This is a genomic window from Aciduliprofundum sp. MAR08-339, from assembly GCF_000327505.1.
Classification (GTDB): domain Archaea; phylum Thermoplasmatota; class Thermoplasmata; order Thermoplasmatales; family Aciduliprofundaceae; genus Aciduliprofundum.
The window spans coordinates 828,615-852,654 of the sequence record NC_019942.1; the positions used below are offsets into that span (position 1 = coordinate 828,615).

General features: G+C 43.8%; 25 protein-coding genes. 8 read left to right on the forward strand and 17 right to left on the reverse strand.

The window, feature by feature from the left end:
* Window positions 1–5: 5 nt before the first annotated feature.
* The 4 genes from ACIM339_RS04480 to ACIM339_RS04495 form a co-directional block, all read right to left on the reverse strand.
* The gene (locus ACIM339_RS04480; RefSeq protein WP_015283425.1) at window positions 6–4,709 is read right to left on the reverse strand and encodes a PAS domain S-box protein; all 4,704 of its coding nucleotides are present in this window, start codon (window positions 4,707–4,709) and stop codon (window positions 6–8) included.
* Window positions 4,710–4,771: 62 nt separating this feature from the next.
* Window positions 4,772–5,353, reverse strand: coding sequence for a type-4 uracil-DNA glycosylase (gene udg / locus ACIM339_RS04485; protein ID WP_015283426.1), 582 nt, complete (start codon window positions 5,351–5,353; stop codon window positions 4,772–4,774).
* A gap of 39 nt (window positions 5,354–5,392) precedes the next feature.
* Window positions 5,393–5,692 (reverse strand): metal-sulfur cluster assembly factor, encoded by a 300-nt coding sequence (locus tag ACIM339_RS04490; RefSeq protein WP_015283427.1) that lies wholly within the window; start codon window positions 5,690–5,692, stop codon window positions 5,393–5,395.
* Window positions 5,693–5,749: 57 nt separating this feature from the next.
* A complete protein-coding gene (locus tag ACIM339_RS04495) occupies window positions 5,750–6,496 on the reverse strand; it encodes a sulfite exporter TauE/SafE family protein (RefSeq protein WP_015283428.1) in 747 nt (248 codons plus the stop codon).
* A gap of 205 nt (window positions 6,497–6,701) precedes the next feature.
* Here ACIM339_RS04495 and ACIM339_RS04500 point away from each other — a divergent pair, with 205 nt between their 5' ends.
* From ACIM339_RS04500 to ACIM339_RS04510, 3 genes are read left to right on the forward strand one after another with little or no spacing between them, the layout of a single operon-like run.
* Window positions 6,702–8,018, forward strand: coding sequence for a DUF438 domain-containing protein (locus ACIM339_RS04500; protein ID WP_015283429.1), 1,317 nt, complete (start codon window positions 6,702–6,704; stop codon window positions 8,016–8,018).
* 5 nt (window positions 8,019–8,023) lie between these two features.
* Complete coding sequence (locus ACIM339_RS04505) at window positions 8,024–9,100, forward strand: Xaa-Pro peptidase family protein (RefSeq protein ID WP_048104047.1); 1,077 nt, start codon at window positions 8,024–8,026, stop codon at window positions 9,098–9,100.
* Window positions 9,101–11,083 carry a copper-translocating P-type ATPase gene (locus ACIM339_RS04510; protein WP_015283431.1) on the forward strand — a complete coding sequence of 661 codons (1,983 nt, stop codon included), beginning with the start codon at window positions 9,101–9,103 and terminating at the stop codon, window positions 11,081–11,083. It abuts the gene before it with no gap.
* Here ACIM339_RS04510 and ACIM339_RS04515 read toward each other — a convergent pair.
* The 4 genes from ACIM339_RS04515 to ACIM339_RS04530 are packed head-to-tail and all read right to left on the reverse strand — an operon-like array spanning window position 11,058 to window position 13,923.
* On the reverse strand, window positions 11,058–12,086 hold the full coding sequence (locus ACIM339_RS04515) for a hypothetical protein (protein ID WP_015283432.1): 1,029 nt from the start codon (window positions 12,084–12,086) through the stop codon (window positions 11,058–11,060). The genes ACIM339_RS04510 and ACIM339_RS04515 overlap by 26 nt on opposite strands.
* 50 nt (window positions 12,087–12,136) lie before the next feature.
* Window positions 12,137–13,042: a cation diffusion facilitator family transporter gene (locus ACIM339_RS04520; protein WP_015283433.1), complete on the reverse strand. Its 906-nt coding sequence runs from the start codon at window positions 13,040–13,042 to the stop codon at window positions 12,137–12,139.
* Window positions 13,043–13,276: a MoaD/ThiS family protein gene (locus ACIM339_RS04525; protein ID WP_015283434.1), complete on the reverse strand. Its 234-nt coding sequence runs from the start codon at window positions 13,274–13,276 to the stop codon at window positions 13,043–13,045.
* Window positions 13,273–13,923: a HesA/MoeB/ThiF family protein gene (locus ACIM339_RS04530; protein WP_015283435.1), complete on the reverse strand. Its 651-nt coding sequence runs from the start codon at window positions 13,921–13,923 to the stop codon at window positions 13,273–13,275. The genes ACIM339_RS04525 and ACIM339_RS04530 overlap by 4 nt, the downstream gene beginning before the upstream one ends.
* Window positions 13,924–13,979: 56 nt before the next feature.
* Between ACIM339_RS04530 and thiE the strand changes: the two genes are divergently transcribed.
* On the forward strand, window positions 13,980–14,600 hold the full coding sequence (gene thiE / locus ACIM339_RS04535) for a thiamine phosphate synthase (RefSeq protein ID WP_162007716.1): 621 nt from the start codon (window positions 13,980–13,982) through the stop codon (window positions 14,598–14,600).
* A 1-nt stretch (window position 14,601) separates the two neighbouring features.
* Here thiE and ACIM339_RS04540 read toward each other — a convergent pair whose 3' ends face one another.
* Genes ACIM339_RS04540 through ACIM339_RS04555 form a run of 4 tightly spaced genes read right to left on the reverse strand, consistent with a single transcriptional unit; the run spans window position 14,602 to window position 16,716 of the window.
* Complete coding sequence (locus ACIM339_RS04540; protein ID WP_015283437.1) at window positions 14,602–15,006, reverse strand: OsmC family protein; 405 nt, start codon at window positions 15,004–15,006, stop codon at window positions 14,602–14,604.
* Between the two features lie 37 nt (window positions 15,007–15,043).
* On the reverse strand, window positions 15,044–15,406 hold the full coding sequence (locus tag ACIM339_RS04545) for a molybdenum cofactor biosynthesis protein MoaE (protein WP_015283438.1): 363 nt from the start codon (window positions 15,404–15,406) through the stop codon (window positions 15,044–15,046).
* Window positions 15,375–16,196, reverse strand: a complete 822-nt coding sequence (locus ACIM339_RS04550) for an rRNA biogenesis protein (RefSeq protein ID WP_015283439.1) — start codon at window positions 16,194–16,196, stop codon at window positions 15,375–15,377. The genes ACIM339_RS04545 and ACIM339_RS04550 overlap by 32 nt, the downstream gene beginning before the upstream one ends.
* Window positions 16,189–16,716, reverse strand: coding sequence for a zinc ribbon domain-containing protein (locus ACIM339_RS04555; RefSeq protein ID WP_015283440.1), 528 nt, complete (start codon window positions 16,714–16,716; stop codon window positions 16,189–16,191). Before ACIM339_RS04555 ends, ACIM339_RS04550 begins: the two co-directional genes overlap by 8 nt.
* Window positions 16,717–17,179: 463 nt before the next feature.
* Between ACIM339_RS04555 and ACIM339_RS04560 the strand changes: the two genes are divergently transcribed.
* Together ACIM339_RS04560 and ACIM339_RS04565 are read left to right on the forward strand one after the other, a co-directional pair.
* Window positions 17,180–17,623: a helix-turn-helix transcriptional regulator gene (locus ACIM339_RS04560; protein ID WP_015283441.1), complete on the forward strand. Its 444-nt coding sequence runs from the start codon at window positions 17,180–17,182 to the stop codon at window positions 17,621–17,623.
* Between the two features lie 5 nt (window positions 17,624–17,628).
* Window positions 17,629–17,979 (forward strand): hypothetical protein, encoded by a 351-nt coding sequence (locus ACIM339_RS04565; RefSeq protein WP_015283442.1) that lies wholly within the window; start codon window positions 17,629–17,631, stop codon window positions 17,977–17,979.
* Between the two features lie 203 nt (window positions 17,980–18,182).
* Here ACIM339_RS04565 and ACIM339_RS04575 read toward each other — a convergent pair whose 3' ends face one another.
* The 3 genes from ACIM339_RS04575 to ACIM339_RS04585 are packed head-to-tail and all read right to left on the reverse strand — an operon-like array spanning window position 18,183 to window position 20,701.
* Window positions 18,183–19,106 carry a DNA methyltransferase gene (locus ACIM339_RS04575; RefSeq protein ID WP_015283444.1) on the reverse strand — a complete coding sequence of 308 codons (924 nt, stop codon included), beginning with the start codon at window positions 19,104–19,106 and terminating at the stop codon, window positions 18,183–18,185.
* The gene (locus tag ACIM339_RS04580; protein ID WP_015283445.1) at window positions 19,103–19,921 is read right to left on the reverse strand and encodes a bifunctional 5,10-methylenetetrahydrofolate dehydrogenase/5,10-methenyltetrahydrofolate cyclohydrolase; all 819 of its coding nucleotides are present in this window, start codon (window positions 19,919–19,921) and stop codon (window positions 19,103–19,105) included. The genes ACIM339_RS04575 and ACIM339_RS04580 overlap by 4 nt, the downstream gene beginning before the upstream one ends.
* A 39-nt stretch (window positions 19,922–19,960) precedes the next feature.
* Complete coding sequence (locus ACIM339_RS04585) at window positions 19,961–20,701, reverse strand: glycerophosphodiester phosphodiesterase family protein (protein WP_015283446.1); 741 nt, start codon at window positions 20,699–20,701, stop codon at window positions 19,961–19,963.
* 88 nt (window positions 20,702–20,789) lie between these two features.
* Here ACIM339_RS04585 and ACIM339_RS04590 point away from each other — a divergent pair, with 88 nt between their 5' ends.
* Window positions 20,790–21,923, forward strand: a complete 1,134-nt coding sequence (locus ACIM339_RS04590) for a M48 family metallopeptidase (protein WP_015283447.1) — start codon at window positions 20,790–20,792, stop codon at window positions 21,921–21,923.
* 1 nt (window position 21,924) lies between these two features.
* Here ACIM339_RS04590 and ACIM339_RS04595 read toward each other — a convergent pair whose 3' ends face one another.
* Window positions 21,925–22,431: a CBS domain-containing protein gene (locus tag ACIM339_RS04595; RefSeq protein WP_015283448.1), complete on the reverse strand. Its 507-nt coding sequence runs from the start codon at window positions 22,429–22,431 to the stop codon at window positions 21,925–21,927.
* A gap of 82 nt (window positions 22,432–22,513) precedes the next feature.
* Here ACIM339_RS04595 and ACIM339_RS04600 point away from each other — a divergent pair, with 82 nt between their 5' ends.
* Window positions 22,514–23,035, forward strand: a complete 522-nt coding sequence (locus ACIM339_RS04600; protein WP_048104053.1) for a Holliday junction resolvase — start codon at window positions 22,514–22,516, stop codon at window positions 23,033–23,035.
* Here ACIM339_RS04600 and ACIM339_RS04605 read toward each other — a convergent pair.
* Window positions 23,026–24,030, reverse strand: a complete 1,005-nt coding sequence (locus ACIM339_RS04605; RefSeq protein ID WP_015283450.1) for a calcium/sodium antiporter — start codon at window positions 24,028–24,030, stop codon at window positions 23,026–23,028. The genes ACIM339_RS04600 and ACIM339_RS04605 overlap by 10 nt on opposite strands.
* Window positions 24,031–24,040: the final 10 nt, after the last annotated feature.

Consider the following 24,040-nt stretch of genomic DNA (forward strand, 5'->3'; position numbering starts at 1 on the left):
CATTGTTAATCCTTAGGCAAACGTATTACAAAAACGCTTCCCTTTGGTTTGTTATCCTCCACATGTATGCTCCCATCGTGAAGATCAGTGATCATTTTCACAATGCTCAGCCCCAGGCCACTTCCCTTGTTTTGTGATAGTGTTTCAAAGGCGTTGAATATGATCTCCTTCTTCTCGTCAGGTATTCCCGGACCGTTGTCCTTCACCCGTATTTCCACGTACTCTCCAAGGTCCCTTGAGCTCACATCAACCGCTGTGGCTCCGTACTTGAATGCGTTGTCTATAAGATTAACAAAGACCTCGCGAATCAGGGGAAACGCCTTGATCTCAACCCTGTTCATGCTGATATTTATCTTTCCATTTGGGTATTTCTGGGAGAGCAGAGATGCCACATCCTCAATTTCCTTCTTTATGTCCATAACCACCTTTTCCTGTTCTATCTTTCCCGCACCCAACTTTGAGAATAGGCGCGCCTTTTCAATGATTCTTGAGGCCTCATCAAGGGCGTTTTGCATGGCATCAAGGTACGCATCGTTGAAATTCTCACGCAGAAGGTCAATGTAGCCGTTGAGCACTGCGAGAGGGTTCTTAAGATCATGGCTCACTATGTGAAGCATCAGTTCCTGCAAGTTCTTTGCCCTCTCAAGTTCCATTTGGTTTTCCAAACCCTTCAGAGCCACGGCCATGTTGTTGGCCAGCAGGTCTATGAGTTTTATCTCGTCCTCGGAAATTGAGTAGGGTTCATCTTTCTGCACATCGAGCACTCCGTATATGCGATCATCTATGGATATTGGTGTGGCATACTCACATTTTGCACCCTTGACCCCCTCAACGTAGAGATCATCCTCATCGGTGTTGGGCGAGTAGTAGGGTAAATTTTTTCTTGCAACCCAGGCGGTTATACCCCTCTTGCTATCCACCTCAATTCTGAATTTCGGGTTAATGTACCCCCTGCTCTTCACCATGACGAGTTCATTTCCCCTCAATTCCAATATTGCGGCATTGTAAAATCTCAGGATTTTGTATAGATTTTCAATTGCTATCTCGTATATCTCATCCCGTGTCTTTGCCATCTTTAGTTCTCTTGCCATCTCATCAAGTGCTATGAGCCTGTCTTCCATCTCCTTCATGTACGTTATGTCAATCATACTCACAAGATCTGCTCTTCCGCCTTCCCAGTTAATGAGTGAGGCGTGTATGTCCATCCATATTTCTCTTCCGTCCTTTGCCACGAGTTTTATGACATAGTGGTCGGGCGCGTCTCCATTCCTTATCCTTCTCTTGTAATTGTTGAGCACAATGTCCCTTGTATCGGGGTGTACAAATTCTAAGAAATCTCTGCCTATGACATCCTCTCTCCTGTATCCTGTGGATGCTTCAAATTCCTTGTTTATGTACATTATTTTCCTGTTCTGAATAACGAGCACCACATTAGCCATCTTATTGAATAGTTCTTTGTACCTTTCCTTCTCCCTGCGAAGTTGATCTTCCATCTCCTTGCGTTTCGTTATGTCCAAGATTATGCCTATGGAACCCTCTATATTGCCATTCTCGTCTCTTAGAGGAGAGGCGTTTATGAGCACATGGATTTTCTTTCCGTTCTTCCTTATGAGTTCCATCTCGTAATAATCGCTCAGGCCCTTTCCCCTTCTCTCCAACTTCTCCCTGAATATCCTTTTTCCATCCTCGGTTGTGAGGTCCATGACGCTCTTTCCTATGAGTTCTTCCTTGGAATAGCCCAGGATCTCAGCGAATTTATCATTCACAAAGTTTATGGTTCCATCCAGGGTGGTTGTGGATATGCCAACAATTGAGGTGTTTATGATGGCCTCAAATCTATCCTTTGCATTTTTCACCTCATGGAAAAGCTGGATGTTTTTGATCAATATTGCAAGGGCGTTGGAAATCGTGGACAAGTACTTCAAATCCTCCTCGCTGTACTTTTCGGCATCCATGTGCTGTAGGCTGATCACTCCAAATACCTCTTTCTCATATCGGAGAGGAAGCATGATAATTGATCTGGGGGGTTTCTCCTCAAGATCCTTTATTAGTTTGAACCCTGCTGGAAGTTTCTCCCTATCCAGATTTTTAATCACTATGGGCTTGCCTGTTTTTATTACCCATGAGGAGAGAGAATTTTTCGGGTCGTATTTGATCACGTAATCCTTTATGTTTTCATCTCCGTATCTCAAAATTTCGTATCTGATCTCTTCCCGTTTTTTGTCGTACAGGCCAATGTAGAACCACCTAAAATCAAATATGCCCTTTATTTCCTGATAAACGCTCTCCACAAGTTCACTTAACGTAGGAACTTTTCCTATGGTGGTGGATATGTTGTAAAGAGCGTTCAGCACAGCGTTTTTCTTACGAAGTTCGTTTTCCTCCCTCTTTTTATTTGTGATGTCAATCACAATGGCAATTGAGCCAATGGTTTTGCCTCTTTCGTCATGGAGGGGTACGGCGTTTATAAGGACATTAATCACTTTTCCATCCTTCTTCACAAGTTCATTCTCGTAATAGGATTTCTCACCCATTGACCTCTTTTTCAACTGCTCTTTGAATATCCTTTTACCGCGCTCTGTGGTGAGTTCTATGATGTTCTTGCTCTTCAACTCCTCCAGGGTGTATCCCAGCATTTGGGCCATTCTTTCATTTGCAAATATCAGATCTCCCTTTAAAGAAACTATTGCCACACCAACAAGGGCAGACTCAATAATACCCCTGTACCTCTCCATTGTGGATTTAAGTGTGGTGTAGAGTTGTGAGTTTATTATGGCGAGGGAGAGAGGTGCTCCAAGAATGCTCAGAAATTCAAGATCTCTCTGATCATATGTGTGGGGTTTGAAACTCTGGAGTATGAGTACCCCCACAACCCTGTCCCTGTAGGTTAGGGGTACTCCCAGCCAGGACTTTGGCATCTCCCCGATCTTGAACCACATTGCTGGGAGTCTGTCCTTTTCCTCATCCATGTTTCTTATGAGCAGTGGTGTTTTGTGAGAAATTATCCAGCCGGAAAGGGAGTTCTCATCGTCCATATCTATCTCTATGGGACCAAGGTCCTTGCCCCTGTGGAGCATTATCTCGTACCTTATTTTCTTCCTTTCCCAGTCCACAAATCCAATTGTGAAATCATCAAAATTCATTATTTTTTTCAGTTCATCCCTCACCCTGAGGGATAAGTCCTTGAGATCCGTAACATACCCCAAATTCAGGGAGAATCTGTGAACGGCAGCCAATTCTTCCATGTGTCTCTTTATGCGCTCCTCCATCTCCCTTCTCTCGGTCATATCCCTTATGATGGATAGGGCGTATTTTTTGCCCCCTATGTTGAACATGGTTATTCCAAGCTCAACAGGTATGATTTTTCCGTCCTTTCTCATAGCCTCAACTTCCATCTTCCTGTTGGAAAAATTGCCCCTTTCAAAACCTCTCTTTATCATGTTTGAGAACCCCTTTCCGGGCAGGTATTTTGGAGGAACGATGAGTTTCCAGAAGGGTTTATTTATGGTTTCGCTCATTTTGTACCCGAATATTCTCTCCGCAGCGGGATTCCAGTATTCAATCCTGCCCTCCTCATTTATCAGTATAACGGCATCAAAGGCCATCTCGCTTAGAATTCTGTACTTCTGCTCTTCCTCTACCCTGTGGGACAGATCCCTGGCTATGGCAATCACCCTCTCCTTTCCATCTATTTTGAGGAGCCCAAGGCTCAGCTCTATGGGCACAAGATACCCATTTTTGTGCCTGTTGAGGACTTCCAGCCTTGTTTCTCCCCTCTCCTTTAACTCTTTCACTATCTTCGGGAACCTGCCCATCTCCTCCTCGGGCACAATTGCCCTAATCCCCAGCTTTAGCAACTCCTCACGTGTGTATCCGAGCATGGAGGCTCCCGCCTCGTTAACATCAAGGAGCTTTCCATCAAGGGTCTCAATGAATATTCCGTCTCTGCTCATATCAAAGATCTTGCGGTAGTACTCTTCCCTTTTCTTTAGTTTATCCTCCAACCTTTTGCGCTCAGTCACATCCCTCTTTACAGCCACAAAATGCGTTATTTTTCCCTGCCCATTTTTTATGGGTACTATTGTCATCTCCTCCCAGTACAGGGTACCGTCTTTGCGCTTGTTGATCAGATTTCCCCTCCAGACCTTGCCGGAGAGGATTGTGTCCCACATCTCCTTGTAGAATTCTTTTGGGTGCTTTCCGCTTTTCAGGATCCTCGGATTCTTTCCGATTGCCTCCTCGTATTTGTATCCCGTTATCCTTGTGAATGCCGGATTCACATAGATTATCGTGCCATCTACATCCGTAACAACAAGCCCCTCATCCATGTGCAGCACGGCAGATTCCACAACCTTCAACCTGTCCAGGGTCTCGTAAAGCCAGCTCTTATCGATTAGCGTGACCACTATATTGTCTTTAACCCTTCGAGCCCTCAGATCTACGACAAGGTTCTTTTTAAATTTCTTTGAAAAAAGTAGGAAGGTGCCACGTCCCCAATCCACATTTCCGTCCTTCACATCTCCGAGTATTTTTTTGAGTTCTTCCAGTGAATCCTCTGGGAACCATGAGAGAAAATTTGAGCCTATGAGCCTCTCTTTATCCACCCCTCCTTTAAAGATTATCTCTCTATTCACATCTAAAATCTTGAAATTCTCATCCAGAATCACGATGCCGACCTTAACGGCATCGGCTAGTTGACCACATTTCATAATTACGGATTGCACAAAGATGTTATTAAATTTTTTGTATCTTTCTCTTTGGGGATAATTAATTATTGCCCGACTATCTCCTTTAAAATCTGAAAACTTCTGTACAGATCCTTTTTCAACTCCTGGTGGTAGAGGGCAGCAGCCGGGTGGTACATGGGCAGTATGAGAATCTTTCCCTCAAAGAGTCTTCCCTGAATCCTGGATATGGGCTGCATCTCAAACCCGAATTTTTCAAGTATGTACCTTGTGGCAAACCTGCCCAGGGGACAGATTATTCTCGGCTTCATGATCTCAATTTGCCTGTCCAGGTACGGTCCGCACATTCTTATCTCAAGATCAGTGGGATCCCTGTTGTTTGGGGGCCTGCACTTCACTATGTTTGTTATGTACACATCCCCCCTATCTAGCCCCACATTATTTAGGAGTTCGTCCAGGAATTTTCCGGCGGCACCCACAAAGGGTCTTCCCATCTCGTCCTCCCTTCTTCCCGGCGCCTCACCCACAAACATTATTTTCCTTTTGAATCCCCCCTCACCCGGAACGGCATGTTTTCTGGTTTTATGAAGTGGACATTTACTGCATTCCCTTATCTCCGCCTCTATTTTTTCAAGGGAATCTCCAAAACTGTCCAGGGTACTCTGCATCAAAAATAGGATTGTAAAGCGCCTATTAAAACTTTGCAATTACCAGCCGTAGATCTCTCGCAATTCCTTGCTCATCCTGTCCGGACTCCATGGCGGATCGAATGTGAGTTGCACTGTTATCTTTCCAACACCTTCAAGGTGCTTCAATCTCTCCTCCACCTGTGCTGGAAGCACGTTCATAAGGGGACATCCAGGCACGGTGAGGGTCATCTTAACGTAAACATCCTTGCCGTTATCCACGCGAACCTCGTAGATAAGTCCAAGATCAACCAAATTTGCGCCTATCTCGGGATCAACAATGTCCCGTAGTGCGTTCCATACTTCCTGTTCGGATACCATAATGCCACCATGGATGAATCATATTAAAGTATTTCTGGACAAATGTGTTTACTCTTATCAGATGGTGTTTGCGAGGATGTATGCAGCCAGGATGAAGACGAGGGCTGAGAATGAGTATTTCAATGTCTTTGTGGACAGTGATAGTGCTATCTTTGAGCCAGCAACTCCCCCGATGAGTCCACCTATTACAAATATCAGGGTCACATAATAATCTACAGGTCTTCCCTGGATATGGTAACTCAGCATTCCAGCCACTCCGTTTATGAATATTATAAACAGGGAAGTTCCTATCGCGTCGTGCATTTTCATATTTGCACCCCAGAGTAGGGCAGGTACTATAAGAAACCCTCCACCCACTCCGAGAAATCCCGAGAGCAGGCCAACAACTGTACCCAGGGTTAAAATGAGCCATACCTCGGTTCGATGCTCTCCCTCGTGCTGCACTTTGGCTGTTCTGAGCATGTTTATTCCTATGGCAATCATGAGGATTGCAAATAGAATGAGAAGCACGTTTCCGCTAACCAATCTATTCAGGCAGCTTCCAGCATACACGCCTGGTATGCTCGCTGCGCTCATGAGCAACGCAGTTCTGAAAATGACATGGCCCTCCCTCATATGGTGCAGGGAACTCACTAGGGCAGCTATTCCAACAGCGATAAGCGATGTGCCTATTGCAAGGTGCATCTCCATGCCAACCAGATACACAAGCAGCGGCACTCCGAGAACCGAGCCACCACCTCCCGTGAGCCCCAAGGCAACTCCGGATATGAGCCCAGCTATGAGCGCGGCAATAGATGTCTCCATGGGCAACTTCAAGGTGTGATTTGATAAATATGTTTGCGATGGACGTTTGCATCAATTCAACATCCTATCACAAGGGGGATCAAATGGTGACCTCTTCGCATTTCACATATCCAATTTTTCACCATGGAAACCTGGGGATAAATACTCATTATTGTCCAGAAAGATTTAAAAATGAGTAAAAAATCTCAAATCAAGGTGATTGAAAATGTCAGAGTTACTGGATAATAGAGAAACAAAAAAAGAAAAGCTCAAGGAGATGCTCCGCAAACTGCACGGCGGCGAGGATGAGGAGAAGGTGAAGGAGGAATTCAAGGACGTTTTGCGCTCCATCTCACCGCTGGAAATTCCGCTCATTGAGCAGGAGCTGGTTAAGGAGGGCATATCGCCGAGGGAGATTGCGAGGATGTGCGACATACACGTGGAGATATTCCGCGAGAGCGTGAGCGGTGCGGAGAGAGAGATAAAAGAGATGCCCGAGGGACATCCGCTCCGCAATCTCTACGAGGAGAACGTTGAGATAATAAAAGATGCGGAGATTCTCAACCTCTACGCCACATCGCTCGGCAATGTGGAAGGCAACGCTAAAGATAGCACTTTGAATATGCTTGAGGGCATTGCTCGCGGGTTGAAAGCCATTGGCTACACCCATTACGAGCGGGAGGAGATGATCGTATTTCCGTATCTGGAGAGAAGAGGCTTAACGGCGGTGCCCGCAGTGCTGTGGCGCAAGCACGATGAAATCCGCGGAGAGATGAACAAACTTCTGAGAGGCATAGCCGAGAAGAAGTATGAGGAGATAAGCGAGATTGCACAGGACCTGGCAAATCGGCTCATTGACATGGTGTTCAGGGAGAACAATATCCTTTATCCGACACTCAAGGTGCTGCTCAGCGAGGGAGAGTTCAAGGCGATAAGGATGCAGGACGACGAAATAGGGTATTACAAAATCAAGCCAAAGGAGTGGAACCCTGATGTGCGGGAGATAATGCCCTACGAGGTGCGCGATGAAATCACGGCGGAGCAATTAATGAACCTGCCCCAGCACCTGATTCAGGAGATGAAGAAGAACATGGGCGCCATAGCCTTCAAACCCGATAAAAAAGAGCTGATTCGTGATGGAGATGTGAAACTTGAGGACGGATACATGCTTCCGAAGGAGATTTCAGCGATGCTCGCGACCATGCCCGCGGATATCACATTCATTGACGCCGAGGACCGTGTGAGGTTCTTCTCTGGCGGGGAGAGAATATTCACTCGCACCAAGAGCGTTCTTGGAAGGCACGTGCAGCTGTGTCACCCGCCAAAGAGCGTGCATATAGTGAACAAAATCCTGCAGGCGTTCAAAAAAGGAGAGAGAAATAAAGCGGAATTCTGGATTGACATGCGCGGAAGGAAAATATTAATACAGTACTTTGCCGTTAGAGATGGAGAGGGAAAATACATGGGCACTCTGGAATTCACTCAGGACATAACAGACATTAGAGAAATAGAAGGAGAGAAAAGGTTGCTGGACTGGAAGTGATGAAAATGCGCGGGCCGAAGGATATGTTTGAGAGGAGATTGCGAAAGTTTCAGGAATTGCTCAGGAAGAACAATATTGGCGGTGCGGTGATTCGTGCGCTATCTACATTCACCTACTTCACGGGCACAAGATGGCTTAGGCCCTCGCTCCTCATTCCCGCGGAGGGTGAGCCCATGGTCTTCGTGGTCGAGGGCGAGGCGGAGGAATTCAAAAGAAGGTCATGGATAGAGGATGTGCAGGAATATCAGGATGCAGAATCTCTCATGGGCGGGGTGGTCTCGTGGATTCGCGGAAACGGATACAAGCGCGTAGGTTTGGAGTTTTCCGTGGAGAGGGATGCGTATTTACTATTTCTCAAAGTGTTTCAGAGATTGAACCCGGAGGTTGAAGTTGTGGACATTCTTGACCTCACCTTCCAGCTTAGAATGATAAAGGACCAGTGGGAACTGAATAACATAAAAAAGGCTGGAAAAATAGCTGAGAAAGGAATGGATTTCGCCTCGGAGCTAATCGCTCCGGGGATGAGCGAATTGCAAATTGCCTCGGAGATTTCGCATCTCCTGATGAAGGAGGGCAGCGAGGACCCGAAGGTCTATGTTTCCACCACGCCCAGAGTGCACGCGGAGCCGTTCAGAGATGCGTACGTGAAAGATAATGGAGTGGTCACCGTTGTTATCGGTGCCGATTACAACAACTACTACGCGAACATGGCCAGAACATTTTTGGTGGGCGAAGTGAAAAATGAGGTAAAAAGGGCGATGGAAGTGAAAAAAATTGCCTATGATGTTGCGATAAAGAGCACAAAGCCCGGAATTACGTTCAGCGCGGTGGAAAAGAAGATTTACGAAGTGTATCGCCACGAGCGTCTGGACGATTACTATGTGAAGGGCTACACGCATGGAGTGGGGCTTCTCATTGAAGAGCCACCCATAACCACAATCGTGGTGGGACACAGATTCTGGAAGATAGAAGAGGGCATGGTTCTCGCCATAGTGCACCCGCCGCTCATGCTTCTCGAAGGTGCAATAAAGCACGAGGACACGTTTATAGTAGGCAAGAATAATATGGAGAGAGTGACATAAATGGAAGGTATGAAAGAGAATGATATGGAACATAAACACACACACAGCCAACATCACAGGCGTATGATGGAGGATTTCAAAATAAGGTTTGTTGTATCAACCATTCTCACATTGCCCATTCTTTTGCTTTCTCCACTCATTCAGAGCTTTCTGGGATTTACTTTTACCTTTCCAGGGGACATGTATATACTGTTCTTATTCTCGGCAATAGTTTACTTTTACGGTGGAAAACCGTTTCTTGTGGGAATGTGGAAAGAGACAAAACAAAAAAATCCCGGGATGATGACTCTTATTGCCATTGCCATCTCTGTTGCTTTCTTTTACAGTGCTACCGTGACCTTCGGTCTCCGTGGAAAAACATTTTATTGGGAGCTTGCAACACTAATAGACATAATGCTTCTCGGACATTACATTGAAATGCGCTCGGTTATTGGAGCATCCAGAGCATTAGAAGAACTCGTGAAACTTATGCCCACCATAGCCCATCTTGTGGTGGATGGAGAAGTAATGGACATACCTGTTGAGAAACTCCAGAAGGGGGACATAGTAATAGTAAAGCCCGGAGAGAAGGTACCCTCTGATGGAAAAATTGTGGAGGGGGAAACGAGTATTGATGAGTCAATGCTCACAGGTGAATCCAAGCCCGTATACAGAAAAGAGGGAGACATGGTAATAGGAGCCTCAATAAATCTGGATGGAGTAATAAAGGTACGAATTGAAAAGACTGGAAAGGATACATATCTTATGCAGGTTCTAAAGCTGGTTAAAGATGCTCAGGAAACGAGATCAAAAACGCAGAATCTTGCAAACAGAGCTGCAAGATGGCTTACATTCATAGCAGTAACTGCGGGTTTTATCACTTTGGGTATATGGCTATATCTTGGCTATTCATTTGAGTTTGCTCTGGAAAGGATGGTGACGGTAATGGTCATCACGTGTCCCCATGCACTTGGTCTTGCTGTACCACTTGTTGTCGCTGTATCAACCGCAATATCCGCCAAAAAGGGCATACTTATAAGGGACAGAGACGCATTCGAGAAGAGCAGAGAAGTAGATGCGGTAGTGTTTGATAAAACAGGAACTCTGACTGAGGGAAAATTTGAGGTAACGGATATTATACCCATAAACTCCACAGAAGTGAGCATATTATCATACGCCGCATCTCTTGAATCTGGCTCAACGCACCCAATTGCAACAGGGATAGTTAATGAGGCAAGAAAAAGAGGGATTGTAATTCCTGAGGCCTCAGAATCAAAGATAATCCCCGGAAAGGGTGTTTCTGGAAAAATAGGGGAACTGGATGTAATTATTGCAAGTCCAAATTACGCAAAATCAATGTTTGAATGGCATGAAACCCCAGAATTGAAAAGGGTGTTGAGTCAGGGTAAAACAGTTGTGATTGTTACAGTTGAAAAAAAGGTAATTGGAGCCATAGCTCTTGCGGATAAGGTGAGAGAAGAATCGAAGGAAGCGGTTAAAAATCTTCAAAATATGGGTATCAAGGTGTACATGCTCACCGGAGACAACGAGAAGGTTGCAAAGTGGGTTTCAGAAGAGCTTGGTCTGGATGGTTATTTTGCAGAGGTGCTGCCCCATGAAAAATCAGAGAAGATAAAAGAGTTACAAAAGAATCACATTGTGGCAATGGTGGGTGATGGTATCAACGATGCACCTGCATTAATACAGGCGAATGTAGGCCTGGCTATAGGTGCAGGTACAGATGTGGCTGTTGAAAGCGCAGATGTTGTGCTTGTGAAAAATGACCCAAGAGATGTAAAAACCACCATTGGTCTGGCAAGAAAAACGTACAAGAAGATGTTGCAGAACCTTGCATGGGCCACAGGGTACAATACATTTGCGATTCCTCTGGCGGCGGGTGTGCTTTATGGATATGGTGTACTATTAAGCCCAGCTGCTGGCGCACTGCTAATGAGTCTGAGCACGGTTATAGTAGCCATCAATGCGAGGCTCTTAAAGGCCTAAACAAAAATTCTTTTACTATTTTTGCCAGCGCATTAAGAAACACAAAAATTCCTATTGTAGTTCCAGTTGCCCATGCAACTACCACAAGAGAAATTGAACGGGGAAGAGCATATGCAAATACTGCAACCAACGGTCCAAATAATATAAATGATACCCATGGAAAATGGAACGATTGTACATACCTCTCATAGGAAGGGGTCCGTAGCTCCAGATATATTAGCAACCCAAATATCAGATACGCAATCCACATTCCAAACTGTCCATCAACTGGAGGCAATCCTTCTGGATAAAGTTTAGTTGTGAGTGTGACATACAGAATAGAAAACAATACAAAGACCACAAACAACTCTCTTTTTGTAAGCATCATTTCACGAAGGTTTCTTTTGTTCCTGTGTTTCCAAGATACACCCAAAAGAAGAACAATGACCCCCCATGATCCTATAACGGAAACAAGAGAGTCAATACGTGATGGAGAATTTACTGCTTCATTTATACCGCAGAACAGTGCAAATAGGACAAACAATGGATAGAAAAGTTTTCTTTTTCCAAGATATATAATTCTCTCGGAGATTGAAGATATTATTTCTCTGGATCCAGTAAGGGTGGTCTCTCCAATTAGAATTGGTAGAGTTAGTGAAAGAAGAGGGTGCCACAGGAAAATAAGCAGAGCAAATGGAATAATCGATATACCAAGAATCTTTGGTTCCACACCCCATCCAGGACTCCATAGCATCTTTGTCACGTATGATTCCTCAAAAAGTCCCATCAACTGACCGGATATATAAAGTGTAGGCAAATCCACAGGGGATTTTTTGAGCGCAATATGTGAAAATATCACAACGCTTAGAGTGTAAAATGGGTAGGTGAAAAGAAGACCACTAATAGTGAAAAAAGGATATGGTGTAGATGCAGTGACCACCTCGGCAAAGAAAGTTGATATTGCCCCAACTATGAGCCAGAAAGAGTATTTTTCCCACTTTGAAGCAAAATCTGCGGTCGACATACATTAGGTATCGGCTTTAGAATTTATTAACATTTTCCAAAAATAGAAGTTTAAGAATTATCATAGCAATAAACACTAGGCTCGTGCATGCTTGATGATAGCGGCTCCATATGGATCACAACATGCGAATTAGGGATCTCTTTTTTTATTTCCAATTCTACTTTTGAAGCAATTTCATGAGCGTGATTTAAAGTTATATTAGAACCGAGGTAAATGTGCAGGGTTATGTAAAACATGTTACCATAGTCATGAACCACCACATTGTGAACATTCAGCACACCTTCAATTCTGCTTGCTATATTTACGATAATTTTAGACATATCCTTTCTACTCTTCCCAACTATATTCTCTCCACTTTTCCATGCTATTTTCGACCCAATATAAATCAAAAGAATCGCTATTCCCCCACCCACCACAGTATCAGCATACTGATATCCATAATCAGCCAGTACTACTGCAATTATCACCGCCACTGTAGATAGAGCATCGGTATGATGATGCCATGCATCTGCCTCAAGAGACAGGCTATCTATGTTCTTTGCGATTTTCCATGCAAATATTGCCATCGCTTCTTTTGTAACTATTGTTAACACCATAACAAATATCATTAAAAACCCTACATCCACAGCAACTGGATGAATAAAACGTTCATAGGATTCAATTAACATATCTACACCTGCAAAAATCAGTATTATTGCTACCACAAATGATGCAAGATACTCCGCCCGCCCAAGTCCAAAGGGATAATTTTTCCTATCTACCCGTGAGGAGAGGTAGAAACCCACCATTACTGCAATTGAAGTGCTCAAATCGGATAAGGTATGAAAAGCATCAGACATAATTGAGACACTATTGGTTAAAGTAGCAATGTACAACTTCACCAGAAATATACCCAGGTTTCCAAATATTCCCACCAATGCGCCCGTATATCCCTTTTTCAATCGATATTCCATCATTCAACCCCCGCTTATCATGGGATACACAGAAACCTCGTGGGCAATGGGCATGTCCTCTTGGGCGTATTTACCATCAATTGAAACTTCAATTTCCTCGTTTTTGAGCACAGGATATTTATTGCGAAGCATTTTGATGAGCTCTTTCACCGTCGCCCCATCACGAATTTCAATTTCCTCGGAGAACTTGCCAATCTCCATCGCAAATCTGCCGAAGTATCGTATGCGCACCTTCACAGTTTCACCTCCAGGAAATTGGTGCTCAGAGCATCGTAGATGAGCAGACGATTGCGAAGAAGATCTCCCTTGCCTGATAGGTATTTTATGACCTCCAGAGCCTGAAGAGAAGCCGTAAAAGCGGCCGTTGCAGCGAGAACCTGCGGCTCTCTCTGTGGAAAATTTGAAATAAAATCCTCAAGCCTTTTTGTGGTGGAATCTATAAAGGTGAGCATGCCCATATAACCTTCCACGGCACCGAAAACAAATGGTGCGTTATGGGATAACGCGAATTCCTGAGCAATTAATCGGGATTCAATGTTATCAAGGCCGTCCACCAAGATATCCACCCTATGGGGTATATCTACCTCCCCTATTTTCCCATCCAGAGGAACCACATCCACTTGGGGATTCAGTTCTCTCAGCCTTCTTGCGGCCACATACACTTTTTTCTTTCCAAGATCATCCATACGATATAAAACCTGTCTGTTCAGATTGCTCTCCTCAACATTGTCATGATCCACGAGTATTATTTTTCCCACACCTGCCAGGGCGAGATTCAGGGATGAGAACCCTCCAAGTCCCCCAACACCTGCAATAAGGATGCTTGCCCTACCTAAATTCTCCTGTGGGATGAGTTCACTCTGCCTGGAATATCTATCCTTCATATCGCTTCATAGGGAAATTATTAATTAATGTTTTTCATAATCTCCTGTAGATGGTTGTGCGCTGGAGGGATAAACTGAAATTGTACGTCATCACCGATGCCCGTTTTGCAGATGAGATAAGGGGCACAGAGCTTGCTCTGGAAGGGGGAGCCACAGCCATACAGTTGAGAATGAAAAATGCCACCACAAGAAGGATGGTTGAGGTTGGGGAAAAAATAAGGAAATTGACGGATGAATACGATGCTCTTTTCATTGTGAATGATCGTGTGGATGTTGCCCTAGCCACCGGGGCAGATGGAGTGCATCTTGGAAGAGAGGATATGCCCGTTGAAGTTGCACGTGAAATTGTGGGGGATATGATAATAGGGGTGTCTGCCTCAACTGTGGAAGAGGCTGTGGGGGCAGAAAAGATGGGTGCCGATTACATAGGTGCGGGAAGCGTTTTTCCCACCAAGACAAAGGAGAATGCCAGATACATCGGTCTTGACGGACTTTCTAAGATTGTTAAGAGCGTAAACGTACCTGTGGTGGCCATTGGTGGCATAACCATTGAGAACTTGCCCATGGTACTTGATAGGGGTGTTCAGGGGGTGGCCATCGTATCGGCCATAATGGGTGACGAGAATATTGAGAGGGCTGCGAGGGAATTCAGAAAAGTTATAGATGAGAGGATATGATTTATTCAATATCCCCTATTATTTCGTAACTTCTAGTAATTTCCGTGCTCTTTGAAAGCATTGCACTTATGGAGCAGTACTTCTCTTCTGACAATTTTATGGCCCTCTTAACACTCTCCTCTCTAACATCTCCAACAACAACGTATTTTATGTGGATTTTTGTGTATATTTTAGGATAGTCCTTTGCTCTTTCGTAGTCAATGTACACGTTCACTTCCTTAACTTTCTCACGCATCTTCTGAAGAATCATAAGAACGTCAATTCCTGTGCAACCACCAAGGCTTGCGAGGAGGGCCTTCATAGGGGTCATTGCCTTTTCATTTCCGGAGAGGATAAGGGCGTTGCTCTCATCTTCGGCGGTTATAAGCAAATCGTTATGAACCCTAACACGCATCTCATTTGCCATGGGTTAAAATGCAATGAATATTAAATAATTGCCATGCTCAGAACTCTTTACGTCTCACAGGCTCAAGTTCCTTTATCCTGTCTATTCCATACCTGCAGGCCTCAAACCCCTCCTTCCTGTGCACTGAGGATATGACAACAGCAGCCAGAAGATCTCCCACCCTTAAATCTCCAACGCTGTGATACAGCACCACATTCTCTATGGGAAATTTTGTTTTTATTTCATTCTCAATTTTTTTCATAATTTTCTCACTCTCTTGAGTTTTCTCCGCAGTCATACCATGTACCGTTTTTCCGTGGGCAAATTCGCGTACGTATCCAAAATAGACCACAATGCTCCCCATTCGTTTTCCTGCGAGATTCAGAATCTCATCTTCTCTTTTGTTTCCTATGAGAATCATTCTTTATCTCCTCCACGCGTACCTGCAGTTCTTCTTTGAGCACATCTCCAACGAATTTGCCCCCATAGTAATCCACCCTGGCTGCTATGGCGATCTTGGATGCCAGGGTTCTGGAGATTTTGCCCCTCACTTTCTTTGGAGAGTTCCTCACAATTGGAACGCGAAATATTATGCCATGCTTTGGACATTTTGTACCTGATTTAAGATGCCTGAAAAAAGCCTCTTCAGCACCCAAAACCTGTATCGTGCTTGCCGGCAGTTTTGAGAGTCTTTCAAGTCCTCCCGCAGATGCTATGAGCCTTGCAGCCGTTATTGTGCCCACGAGATGGGAGAGGTTTGGGCATAGGGAATTTGCAAGGAACTCAATATTCTTTGAAATCTCATCTCTCAGAATTTCCAGTCTCTTTATTTCTTCCTGCAGAATGTTGGCAACCTCTTGATCCTCTCCCTTTATCTCTCTTATCTTATCCCATTCAATAAGCCGCTCGGTTAACAGATTGAGAGTTGAAACGATATCGTCGTAGGTGTTGAGCATCTCTATGAGTATGTAATCCTCACCCAGGGAGTTCTTCATCTCCATCCTTGCCAGTTCTATGGCTGTATCTATCATCTCTCTTCTGGATTTTATCTCACCCTCAAACCTTACTTCTCCATCGTCCAATTCCTTTATATCTGAGAGGTCACCCATTCTGATTCTTTTTAGAATTTCAGCCCTTTTATCCTTCGGAAAAAGGATTTTTGCGACTGTTTTTCCATTTTCAATTTTGAACGCCCCGTACCATTTAATCACTATCAATGAGCCTCACCCCGAACCAGAGAAATTCGTCGTTGAGTTCTTCAATGTAGCTCCTCACCACACCCTCCTCTATCAGGTAAACAAGTGCATCTCTTATTATGCCAATATCATATTCTTTCAAATCTTCGTGGAGATACCTTGCCATCTCTGTGAGCCCCTCATCATCAAGGTTCTTACCCTTCTTAATCGTGACCCTCAGATGTCCGCGCATTCTTATCTCTGCCTTTATTATCCTTCCTATTTTGAGGTGCAGGGAATCATAATATATCGCCTTTCCAGTTCCCAGGAAATCCCCGTAGTACCAGCCGCAGTGGGGACACATGTAAAGGGGAATATCGCTCTCGGCATCTACAAGCATGAGTTTACCCTTGCCGCAGTGCCTGCAGGTCAGATCCTCTGAAATCTCCACCTTTGGTTTCTCAAAAACCACATAATCCTCAAGTTTAGCACCGCAAAAGGGACAGAAATTCGCATTATCGCTTAACTTGGCACCGCAGTTCGGGCAGTACTTCATAATCGCCTTATGAAGTGCGGGGATTTAATTCTATCGGCGAGAAATATTCTTCGAAAAATAGGGGGATGAAAGCCGACAATCTTATGTGGTATTGTGCATTGTTATTATATGTGTCTAAGTAATATATATCAATAAGTAGTACAAAAGAATTGAGAGAGTTCTTTATAAGATGGAGAAAAATGAGACATACGGGAATAAATAAGGAGGTTGGGAAGGAAATAGGGATATGATTATTGAGAAGTTAGAAGTTCAGGCTCTATCTGAATAAAGAAATTGAAAAATATTTTTAGTAGCCTATACCTGTTAGGCTGATACTAATTTTTTTGCTCTAGTATTGTAAAGAATAATTGTAAAGAATAGTATAAACTCTTAGAACTTATGGAATTGTTAGGGATAATATATTACAAAAATATTGTAATTCCTGCTCAAAACCTATAAATATAGAGATCACTATAGAAGATATGTGGATGATATTGAGAGAAGAATTGAGAGGATTGAAGATCTTATATCTCGTTACCTTGATAATGAATATTTTCAATATATAAGGCATATTTTAGCATCCTATATACGATTGATAAATATTTATATGGAGTATGGTAAAATTAGCCCTTCCATAATTTTTCCTGAGCTTAAAGATCCGATTTCACGGGAAATAATAGAAATTTTATTTTCGTATGGAAAGTTGAACACTTCTCAGATAACAGAAGAACTGAGAAAAACTAGAGGAAAAGCCTCTCGTCGTGTTGTGAGGCAGAAACTCAACGAGCTTTTAGAGCTTGCTATGGTTGAATGTGAGGAAAGAAAGAATGAGAGATTATATTCCATCTCTGAATATGCCATAAGGAAATGGTTAAAAGTGCTCGGAATAAATATAAAGGAGGAGAAGGATAGAGATAATATGAGGTGATAGGTATGGAAGGGAAAAAATATGAAGAGGAAAACGACGAGCGAGATGTGGAGGAATTTAAGGAGGTTATGAATACCCTGAGAGAAACACTCCCTGCGCTTATAAAAGAGATAGTGGAGGCCCTGTACTCATCCCAGAATGCGGAGGAATTTGGCAAACAAGTTGCCAATTTCTACAAGAGCATGGTTGAGGCTGGAATGAGCGAGGATCAGGCGTTTCAACTAACTCAGGAATATATGAGAAGTAGGGATGTTAGTACACTGATAAACAAGGTTATGGGCGAAGGGAAATACTTCTCCCATCGAAAGGAGAAAAATGTTGAAATAGAAGAAGAGGATGTGAAAAGAGAGGAATGAGATGGGACGTCGCGAAATCCTCCTTTTAATTGCGTATATTCCAATTTTAGTCCTCTCCCTCATTTTTTCTTATTTTGGATACAGTTTAGCCATTAAAAGATACCGCAAAGAGTTTTACAGGGCTCTAAGAAGGAATGGAATTTCGCGAAAAATTGCCACGAGGATAGTCAGAGAGTTGAAATTTATGACGATAAAGGAATTTCTCAGGCATGGAAATATGCGAAATATCTGGTGAGAGACCTATGAACCCGGTAAGGATATAATTCTTTTAAATCAAAAAATCTCTGCCCGATTTTTATGGCTCTTTCATCTGGAAGGGCGATAACAACCTTATTAGTCACCCTGGAAAAGGACTCAAAGGCCCTGCTGTAAAGTTCGTATATCTCTTCGCCTCCTGTGGATGATGATCTACCATAGGGTGGATCGGTAACGATGGCATCGTAATGTCCATTTATATTTCCAACATCCTTAATCTCCAGTTCTGCATGCAATCCAAATTTCCCTAGATTGGTTCTCGCAGCCTCTATCATCCTCAACTCTATATCCGAGCCATAAATTTTCATGCCCACCAGTCCAGCTTCTATGAGAATGCTTCCAGTTCCGCAGAAGGGATCGAGAATTTTATCCCCCTTTTTCACCCTCGCTAGGTTCACCATAAACCTTGCCAGGCGTGGATGCATGGTGATGGGATAGGATATAGGAAGGTTTTTACTTCTCCTTGACTCAAAATTTTCGCTCTCAAGGTGTATTATTTCCAACCCAACGTGCAATTTTTCTCCCCTGTAAACCACAACCAAATTTTTCGGATTTTTAAGATTTACCCTTCCCTTTATTCCCCTGGCAAGGACGGGAATGATCTCTTCACTTCCCCCACCCCTGACTCTTATGGCGTAATTCTCCAATTGCATTTTCAGATTTGGAATCTCCTTGCCGGAGTAAATGTGTTTTGAGACCCTTCTCAATAGTCCGGCACGATGCATGGGGGAAAAATCCTCCGCGTCCACTATTCCAACTGGGTAATCCACATTAAGTATTCTGTAATCCTTCCCCTCACCTTCCATTATCCCCCTGAACTCGGCCATGGGAAGATCATCCCTATCTCCCCAGAACTCAAGGATGAGTTTCATATTGCTCCCTGCAGTTTCGCTGCTTTAACCAGATTTTCCACCAGGCAGGCGTTGGTGACCGTGCCCACACCTCCAGGGACAGGAGTTATATGGGCTTTATCTTTCAGGGCGTCAAAATCCGCATCTCCAACGATTTTTCCATTCACAACGTTTATGCCTACATCAATTACTATGGCATCCTCTTTCACCATATCCTCCTTCAGGAATCCCGGCCTTCCCACAGCAACCACCACGATATCCGCGTTTCTTGCCTTCTCCTTTAGATTCTTCGTTTTTGAATGGGCAATGGTGGGTGTTGCATCCCTGTTGAGGAGCATGAGAGCAAGAGGCTTGCCCACCACTGGAGTTCTGTTTATTATGAGAACATCCTTGCCTCGGAGTTCTGTGATTTTTTCGAGAATTCTGATAACTGCCCGTGGGGTGTTGGGCACAAGCACCTCTTCTCCCAGTAGGAGTTTCCCGTAGTTCACCGGGCTTATTCCATCCACATCCTTAACCGGTGAAATGGCGCTTCTGACATTCATCTCGCTAATCTCCTTTGGAAGGGGAAAATTCACCATTATCCCGTGTACATCTCTCTCGCCGTTCAGATCCTCAATTAAGGACAGGACATCTCTCTCGGAGGCATCCTGCAAATGGTGAATCTTTCCGTCAAATCCAAGTTTGCGGAGAAGTTTCAGATTAGATCTCGCATACACAAGCGAGGCATCATCATTTCCAACAACTATGTTATGGAGCCAGAGTTTCTTACCTCCTGCCTCCTCCTTTGCTCTCTCTCTAATCTCCTTGGCTATGGATTTACATTCTATGATCATGGGTTCCTTTAAACATTGAAAGGATTAAAATTTTTTGAACTATGAAAGCAGGGATCTCATTCTCTCCACATCGTCTGTTATCACTATATCCACGAGGGGGGCTATTTTCAGAATGTTATTGTCCTTGTAGAAAAGTGCGTCCCTGTCTGCCCAGATAACAATGTGAAGTCCGAGTGCTTTGAATTGCAGGATTGCCTGCTTAAATTGCTCCATAGTAAATATCTCAAGTGCATCGATGGGTATGTTTACCGAGTAAAGGTTCAGTTCCCTTGCAAGTTCGGGGACCCTTGGTATTGTTTTTTCGTCCTCAATGAGCAACCCCAGGATTATATTTTTATTAATCTCCCGAGCCTTCCTCAATGCATCAATGTTGAAGGAAGAAACCATAACTCTATCCTCAATTCCGTATTTTTCTATAAGGGCTATGACTTTTTCAACGGTGTCAATATCCTTTATCTCAACGTTTATAAGCGTTTTTTCAGGCATTGAATCGAATATCTCACCCAGGGTTGGCACGTTCTGCCCCATTCCCAGATCTATTTTTTTCAGATCGGCAAGGGTGCTATCTTTGATTTTTTTTGCAACATCTGCAACTCTTTTGAAATCCTCATCATGCGCCACAACCAGTTTTTCATCCTTTGTGAGCCAGACATCAAGTTCAATTCCATCTGCCCCATGCATCACGGCCTCCAAAAAGGAAAGTACGGTGTTCTCTGGATACTTCTGTCTGAATCCCCTGTGCCCAAGAATCAGGATTTTTTCAGATTCCCATCTGCTCATGTTCTCACCGGATGTGAATGCATCTTGTATCCTTAAATTTTTGCGTGCTGGCGAAAATTTAAATAATGATTCTGCAATCCATTTTCGTATGGATCGAAATTTACTTGCTTTGTTGATCCTTGATACCCTCACGGTGGTGATAGGGTGGGCAATATACCTGTCGAATGTTCCTCCCGATACGGCTTTATTCCTATTTTCATCTCAGACCATTCTCATACTGGGTTTCATATCCCTGGGCATGACCTTCTTTTACTCCTTCTTTGCTGGAGGTAGAAGTATATACTTCTGGCCCGCAGTTGCGGTGATTGTTATAGGCGCGGTGGTTGTATTTTTCAACTGGTTTGCCGGGGGAATTTTGATACTTGCAGCGATTCTACTTCTGATTTTCAGCAGAGCGGAGGGTGTTGGAAATCGTTTGGGCATTTTTCTCGTGTTCCTGGGATTTTCAATATTGGCTCTCCTTCCCCCAATTGAGGCCATGCTAAATCTCTCATTTTCCTCACTTGATATTGTGGTAATTGTCATATCTGCAGCATTGATTCTCGTAGGGCTCATGATATCCCTCAGAAGGGGAATTGCCATAGAATCGTACCTAGGTTACATAGCCCTATCCCTTGCTTTTTTTCTGCTTCCGCCATACCATGAGGTTTTAAGGATAAAGAGCAACGGTGCCTACGGTATTTACGACATGGCAATAATAGTGATTTCCACGATCCTGTTCTCCATATTCCTATTTGCGTCCCTCTATGCCCTGAAGAAGCAGGATTGGGTGAGTAAGGAGATTGAAAGGGGATATGATGAGTTGAGGAGGGGTAACTGGGAGAGGGCATATTCTGTGTTCAAAACTCTTCACAAGAGGGGTCAGATATATTCATCGGTGTTCAACGGTATGGGCGTTGCACTTATGCATATGAAGAGATTTGATGAAAGCGAAAAATACTTAAGAGAGGCGCTGAGAATCAGGGAAAGTGATGAGTATAGAACTAATCTTGGAAATCTTTATTACAGGAAGGGAGATATAAATAAAGCCATGGAAGTTTATAAATCAGTACTCAAGAGGAACCCCGACTGCTACCTTGCCCTCAACAATCTTGGCAGGTGCCTCATGCGCAAAGGGAAAATAGACGAGGCGAGACGCTACCTGGAGAGGGCAATGGAGGTAAATCCAAATGGAACACAGGCAAAGCGGAACTATTCAATGCTGGAAAATAATGAGGAATAAATCAATCCTTGGTTATTCTGTACCACTTTAGCACCTTTCTGAACTGGATTATTAAGCTCTTTATGGTGATCTCTCCAATGAGGTTTCCATGTTCGTCAATCACTGGCAATCTTCTGAGCCGATAAGAGCGCATCTTATCAAGTACGTCTTCAATCTTATCCTTTGGATGTGCCACTATGAGTTTCTTGCACATCAGATCTTCCGCACTTTTAACGTTTCCTAGAAGAAGGGAGGAAAGGTCTATGCCTCCTATCACGTATGGCTGTATCCTCTTTGGTGCCATTATGTTAAGCAGGTCTTTTTCAGTTATTACCCCCACAACCTTGGTGCTTCCCTTTTTTTCCATAATCCAGACATGTCTTCTGGCGGACATGATGGAGAGTACCTCCTCAATGGATGCATCCTTTGGAAGCATTGGCATGTTCCATAGGTCCTTGGTCATAATATGCTCCACGGGAACACGATAGAAATTTTTCAAAACGTACTGGAGGTCTCTGTGATCATCCATGGTCAATCATCGCTAAACAGGTATATAAAGTTATGGTAAAAAATCTTTTTATTCTTTTTGCAGATTGGGTATGGGTGATTCTTTGGGTAAAAAAGGCTCCATATACGAGCGCGAGTTGAAGGGTATACTCTCAGGCGATAGTAAGTACATATTTAAATTCAGTAGATCTCTGAGTGAGGATGAGTTCAGATGGTATAGAAGTTCAATTGAAAGACCATTCATGGTAATTCGTGCTGCCGGCTCTCTTGGGGTGGATCTCATAGCCATAAGGGATGATTATTCCTTTCCAATAGAGGTAAAATCCGCATCCTCCCGAAAGATAGTGTTCACCCACTCAAGTGCGAGGGCCCAGGAACAGGCGGAAATATTTCTCAAGGAATGCGAAAGAGCCAGGATACTTGGTATATATGCATACCGACTCAAAGGTTTCAGAGGAGATCCATGGCGTGTGTTCTCTCTCCCTGTGAATGGACTAACCGGCAGGATGAGGTTACTGTCCGAAACGGTGCCCACTATACCGCTAACTCGTGGGGGCAATTTTGTGCTCAGATGGGACGAGGGTATGCCTCTAAGCAAGTTTCTATCCTATGTGAATCAGGGATAGAGTATGAGAAAAGAGAAGAATACTGCATAGAGAATGATGAGAATTGCCCCCTCTAATCTTCTTATTTTTTTCTTCATGCACATGAGCGCTGCGGCGATCGTGAATATTACAAGGAAAATGAGATTGTTTATGATATCTGAGTTGGGCACCCTTATTGGGTTTAAAAGGGAAGATCCTCCCAGAACTATCAGGGTATTGAATATATTGCTTCCAATAACGTTTCCCACTGCTATTCCGTACTTTTTCTTTAAGGATGCTGCTATGCTTGTTGCCATTTCTGGAAGAGATGTGCCTATTGCAATTGCGGTGATTGCTATTATTATTTCAGGTATGTGCATTACCACGGCTATGTTCACAGCGGATTTTATGACCACCTCCGCACCCCATACTATTCCAGCAGCACCGGAGAGCACGTAGATCCACGACCACAGCCATGAATGCTCAATTTTGACCTCCCCAATCTCTTCATTGCGTCCTTTTATTTCCCAGATGTAGAGTGCGTAAATTGCGATAAATAGAATTCCCATCCACCAGAGAAGGGCATGAAATAGGAGTACGAGGAAGGCGAGAATGCCTGTAACAAGTACAAGAACACCGGCATCCTTCTTTATGTGCTTTGAAAGGGACAGGGGCATCATTATTGCAGCCAGACCTAGCACTAGGCCTATGTTGGCTATATTGCTTCCCACGGCGTTTCCCCAGGATGTTATGGGATGTCCGGTATAGGATGCGATTGTTGAAACTGCGAATTCTGGTAGGGAGGTTGCCAGAGCCACTAGGGTCAGTCCGATTGTGTGCTCGCTCACATTTTTGTGTGCTGCTATGCTTGCAGCCCCATCCACAAAATAGTCACTTCCCTTAACGAGCAGGTATATCCCTATGATGAAATTTACCGTGAGAATAGGTATAGACTTCAAATTGCCAAGCATAATGAGGTAGGCAGGTAATGAGAGGAGAATGATGGATATGTACACCAACGCTCCGGTATTTTTCATTTTGGTACCT

Excerpts from the sequence above, each read along its gene's own strand:
- ACIM339_RS04480 (WP_015283425.1), bottom strand. The coding sequence starts at position 4,709 with ATGAAATGTGGTCAACTAGCCGATGCCGTTAAGGTCGGCATCGTGATT.
- udg (WP_015283426.1), bottom strand. The coding sequence starts at position 5,353 with ATGCAGAGTACCCTGGACAGTTTTGGAGATTCCCTTGAAAAAATAGAG.
- ACIM339_RS04490 (WP_015283427.1), bottom strand. The coding sequence starts at position 5,692 with ATGGTATCCGAACAGGAAGTATGGAACGCACTACGGGACATTGTTGAT.
- ACIM339_RS04495 (WP_015283428.1), bottom strand. The coding sequence starts at position 6,496 with ATGGAGACATCTATTGCCGCGCTCATAGCTGGGCTCATATCCGGAGTT.
- ACIM339_RS04500 (WP_015283429.1), top strand. The coding sequence starts at position 6,702 with ATGTCAGAGTTACTGGATAATAGAGAAACAAAAAAAGAAAAGCTCAAG.
- ACIM339_RS04505 (WP_048104047.1), top strand. The coding sequence starts at position 8,024 with ATGCGCGGGCCGAAGGATATGTTTGAGAGGAGATTGCGAAAGTTTCAG.
- ACIM339_RS04510 (WP_015283431.1), top strand. The coding sequence starts at position 9,101 with ATGGAAGGTATGAAAGAGAATGATATGGAACATAAACACACACACAGC.
- ACIM339_RS04515 (WP_015283432.1), bottom strand. The coding sequence starts at position 12,086 with ATGTCGACCGCAGATTTTGCTTCAAAGTGGGAAAAATACTCTTTCTGG.
- ACIM339_RS04520 (WP_015283433.1), bottom strand. The coding sequence starts at position 13,042 with ATGATGGAATATCGATTGAAAAAGGGATATACGGGCGCATTGGTGGGA.
- ACIM339_RS04530 (WP_015283435.1), bottom strand. The coding sequence starts at position 13,923 with ATGAAGGATAGATATTCCAGGCAGAGTGAACTCATCCCACAGGAGAAT.
- ACIM339_RS04540 (WP_015283437.1), bottom strand. The coding sequence starts at position 15,006 with ATGGCAAATGAGATGCGTGTTAGGGTTCATAACGATTTGCTTATAACC.
- ACIM339_RS04545 (WP_015283438.1), bottom strand. The coding sequence starts at position 15,406 with ATGATTCTCATAGGAAACAAAAGAGAAGATGAGATTCTGAATCTCGCA.
- ACIM339_RS04555 (WP_015283440.1), bottom strand. The coding sequence starts at position 16,716 with ATGAAGTACTGCCCGAACTGCGGTGCCAAGTTAAGCGATAATGCGAAT.
- ACIM339_RS04565 (WP_015283442.1), top strand. The coding sequence starts at position 17,629 with ATGGAAGGGAAAAAATATGAAGAGGAAAACGACGAGCGAGATGTGGAG.
- ACIM339_RS04575 (WP_015283444.1), bottom strand. The coding sequence starts at position 19,106 with ATGAAACTCATCCTTGAGTTCTGGGGAGATAGGGATGATCTTCCCATG.
- ACIM339_RS04580 (WP_015283445.1), bottom strand. The coding sequence starts at position 19,921 with ATGATCATAGAATGTAAATCCATAGCCAAGGAGATTAGAGAGAGAGCA.
- ACIM339_RS04585 (WP_015283446.1), bottom strand. The coding sequence starts at position 20,701 with ATGAGCAGATGGGAATCTGAAAAAATCCTGATTCTTGGGCACAGGGGA.
- ACIM339_RS04590 (WP_015283447.1), top strand. The coding sequence starts at position 20,790 with ATGGATCGAAATTTACTTGCTTTGTTGATCCTTGATACCCTCACGGTG.
- ACIM339_RS04595 (WP_015283448.1), bottom strand. The coding sequence starts at position 22,431 with ATGGATGATCACAGAGACCTCCAGTACGTTTTGAAAAATTTCTATCGT.
- ACIM339_RS04605 (WP_015283450.1), bottom strand. The coding sequence starts at position 24,030 with ATGAAAAATACCGGAGCGTTGGTGTACATATCCATCATTCTCCTCTCA.